1 pseudogene is annotated in these 707 nt (G+C 52.9%); it reads left to right on the top strand.

Annotation, left to right across the window (positions count from 1 at the left end):
* Positions 1–619 (top strand): annotated as a pseudogene (locus tag ACR0EL_RS22315) (glycosyltransferase family 2 protein); the annotation flags it as partial.
* Between the last annotated feature and the right edge of the window lie 88 nt (positions 620–707).

Here is a 707-nt window from a genome sequence, read left to right as displayed (position 1 = left end):
CGAGGACAGGCCGGTCCTGGCGCAATTTGACCGATGCGCTGCGTCATATCTGCCCAAACCGCATACCGCTTGGGGCTTCAAGACCGCCACCAGGAATATTCGTGCCTATCGTAAACTAAGCTGTCACCGGCCCAATAAGCTGAAAGAAGCAAAAGCCGAACAGGTGCTATGGGTCAATGGATCGGGTCAGGATATCACGCACAAAGTGGCAAAGAATGGCTGGAGATCCGATATCAAGACCATCGGTTATGAACTGGTCCAGCTAAACCACTACGCACTAAGATCTGCGCAGTCTTTCTTGGTCAAGCGTCAACGCGGACGGGCCCTGCATGTGGATCGCACTGTCGGGCGCAACTATTGGATACGGATGGATTGGAACCAGTATCAGGACGTCACTATCCAACGCAACCTGGCCAGATTGTCAGTGGCGATGGAAGCGTTGCTAGACGTTCCTCAGATTGCGCAGCTACACGAAAAAGCCGTCGCCTGGCACCGGGCTAAGATTGAGTTTTTGATGGATGAGCCCGAGTTTCGCAACCTTTATGACGAGATCACCAGCATCGAACTTGAGGATTTGCAACGGATCCGCGCCATCATAGATGCGGATATGCATAGCTGACTTGTCCTGCCGCGATGAACAGATTCATAGAACGGCCCCGGCTGTCGCAGATAGCGCGCGGCTTGATATTCATTCCCCAACTAAAAGA

Source organism: Ruegeria sp. AH12, from assembly GCF_056541465.1.
The sequence above is the reverse complement of the archived record's forward strand: the minus strand, read 5'-3'. Positions and strand labels throughout refer to the sequence as shown.